3 protein-coding genes are annotated in these 2,244 nt (G+C 63.2%); 1 reads left to right on the top strand and 2 read right to left on the bottom strand.

What is annotated here, in order from left to right; translation table 11 throughout:
• Both AC1D00_RS37545 and AC1D00_RS37540 read right to left on the bottom strand, forming a co-directional pair.
• Nucleotides 1–450: SRPBCC family protein (locus tag AC1D00_RS37545; RefSeq protein WP_477014142.1), on the bottom strand; the 450-nt coding region annotated here is incomplete at its 3' end.
• Nucleotides 443–757 carry an ArsR/SmtB family transcription factor gene (locus AC1D00_RS37540; protein WP_092189981.1) on the bottom strand — a complete coding sequence of 105 codons (315 nt, stop codon included), beginning with the start codon at nucleotides 755–757 and terminating at the stop codon, nucleotides 443–445. The genes AC1D00_RS37545 and AC1D00_RS37540, both read right to left, overlap by 8 nt.
• 116 nt (nucleotides 758–873) lie before the next feature.
• Here AC1D00_RS37540 and AC1D00_RS37535 point away from each other — a divergent pair.
• Nucleotides 874–2,244, top strand: a 1,371-nt coding sequence (locus AC1D00_RS37535) for an LVIVD repeat-containing protein (RefSeq protein WP_477014141.1), incomplete at its 3' end; no start/stop codon positions are given.

Below are 2,244 nucleotides of genomic sequence, written 5' to 3'. Positions count from 1 at the left end.
GTTGAGGGCTGCGCGGGGGATGGCGAGCACCTTGCCTCTCTCCAGCAGGCTCTTGAGCCCGGACAGGATCGCCGGCCAGCCATTGGAGACGGCGCCGAGATATTTGCCGCCCTCGACGAAGCCGTCATGCAGCACGGTCAAACGCACGAGCGAGCCGAACGGTTCGATGGTGAAGACGACGCGCGAGATCGGCTCGCCGCGGAGCTCCTCGTATTTCTGGTGCTTGAAGCTGTAGGACAGGCGCCGCGGCGGATCGGCCTCGAGGATCTCGCCGGAATCGGTGATTTCGCCGTCCAGCAGGAGCGCGAAGGGCGAGCCGACGTTCCAGTCGGAACGGATCTCGGCGCCGAACCAGTATTGCCTGGTGAACTCGCTCGACGTCAACGCCTCCCACAGCTTTTCCGGCGAGGTCTCGATATAGCTCACATAGACGAATTGCGGCTTACTCATCGCGCTTCTCCAACTGGCGTTTCAACTCGCCGAGCGCAGCGAGCTTGCCGCGCTCGAATTTCCTGATCCAGCGCTCGCCGATCTGATGGATCGGCACCGGATTGAGGTAATGCAGCTTCTCGCGGCCATGCCTGATGGTTGTCACCAGGTTGGCCTCTTCCAGAATCACAAGGTGCTTGGTCACGGCCTGCCGCGTCATCGAAAGGCCTTCGCAGAGTTCGTTCAGCGTCTGGCCGTTCCTGGCGTGAAGCCTGTCGAGCAGCGATCGTCGTGACGCGTCGGCGAGCGCTTTGAAGACCTCATCCATGGTCACGATAATAGGCAACCAAATGGTTGCATGTCAAGATGGTGTCTTTGGCGCCCGCAAACGGCTGTGCTAGCCTCGACGTTCAGCCAACGCAGATTGGTTCCGGGAGGACATTCATGTTCCGTTGCGTCTTGACTGCTGCAAGCCTCGTCCTTTTCGCTTGCGGCACCACGGTACATGCGCAGAAGCAGACTGTCGGCGCGCCGCCGGAAGCCTCCAACATGAAGCTGGTCGGGACCAACGACCTCCAGGCGCGCAGCGCGTATCAGCCGACCATCCATCATCAGGGCGATCGCTGGATCGCCTATATCGGCCATCATGGCGGCACCGACGACGTGCCCGCTCCCGTCAATCCGATGACGGGGAAGGCGGAGCCGAACGGAACCTCGATCGTCGACGTCACCGATCCCGCGCATCCCAAATATCTGCGTCACCTGCCGGGGCAGGACGGCAAATACGAATCCGGCGGCGCGCAGATGGTGCGGGTCTGCGACGGCAAGTCGTTGCCGAAGGGCGATCCGAATGCGGTCTACATGCTGCGCACCTTCGGCAGCGAGGCGCATGAGATCTGGAACGTCACCGATCCCGCCAGCCCCGTGCTGATCGCGCGCATTGGCGGCTTGAAGGACACGCACAAGAGCTGGTGGGAATGCGACACCGGTATCGCCTTCCTCGTCTCGGGCGCGCCGGACTGGCGCACGCGGCGCATGACGCAGGTCTATGATCTCTCCGATCCCGCGCATCCGCAGAAGATCCGTGACTTCGGCCTGCCGGGCCAGGAGCCCGGCGCCACCGGCGCGGTGCCGACCGAACTGCACGGGCCGATCTCGACCGGGCCCGAAGGCAATCGCGTCTTTTTCGGGTACGGCACCAACAAGGGCGGCATCCTCCAGATCGTCGATCGCGACAAGCTGTTGAACGGGCCGAAGGAGCCGACGCCGGAAAATCTGCGCTATCCCGAGATTGCGCGGATGCCGATGTCCGCCTTCAACGGCGCGCACACGACGTTCCCGATGCTCGACATGCCCGTTGCGGAATTTGCCGAGGACAAGGACGGCAGGACCCGCGACATCGTGATGATCGTGGACGAGGCGATCCTCAACGAATGCGGCGAGGCGCGGCAGATGGTGTGGTTCGCAGACGTCACCACCGAGACGCGGCCGATGATGATCTCGAGCTACACCGTGCCGGAGGCGAGCGGACAGTTCTGCCAGCGCGGCGGCCGCTTCGGCTCGCACTCCTCGAACGAGAGCATGGCGCCGGTCTACTACAAGAAGCTGGCCTTCATCGCCTTCTTCAATGCCGGCGTGCGCGCGCTCGACATCCGCGACCCCTATCACCCGAAGGAGGTCGGCTATTTCATTCCGTCGATCACGAGCGCGACCGACAAGCGCTGCATCCCGATCGAGGGCGGCGAGCGCTGCAAGGTCGCGATCCAGACCAACAACGTGGAGACGGACGATCGCGGCTACATCTACATCGTCGAC

This window comes from Bradyrhizobium sp. P2_E8 (assembly GCF_056403875.1).
Note: the sequence above shows the minus strand (reverse complement) of the source record. Positions and strands in the feature narration are given on the sequence as shown.

Excerpts from the sequence above, each read along its gene's own strand:
- AC1D00_RS37540 (WP_092189981.1), bottom strand. The coding sequence starts at position 757 with ATGGATGAGGTCTTCAAAGCGCTCGCCGACGCGTCACGACGATCGCTG.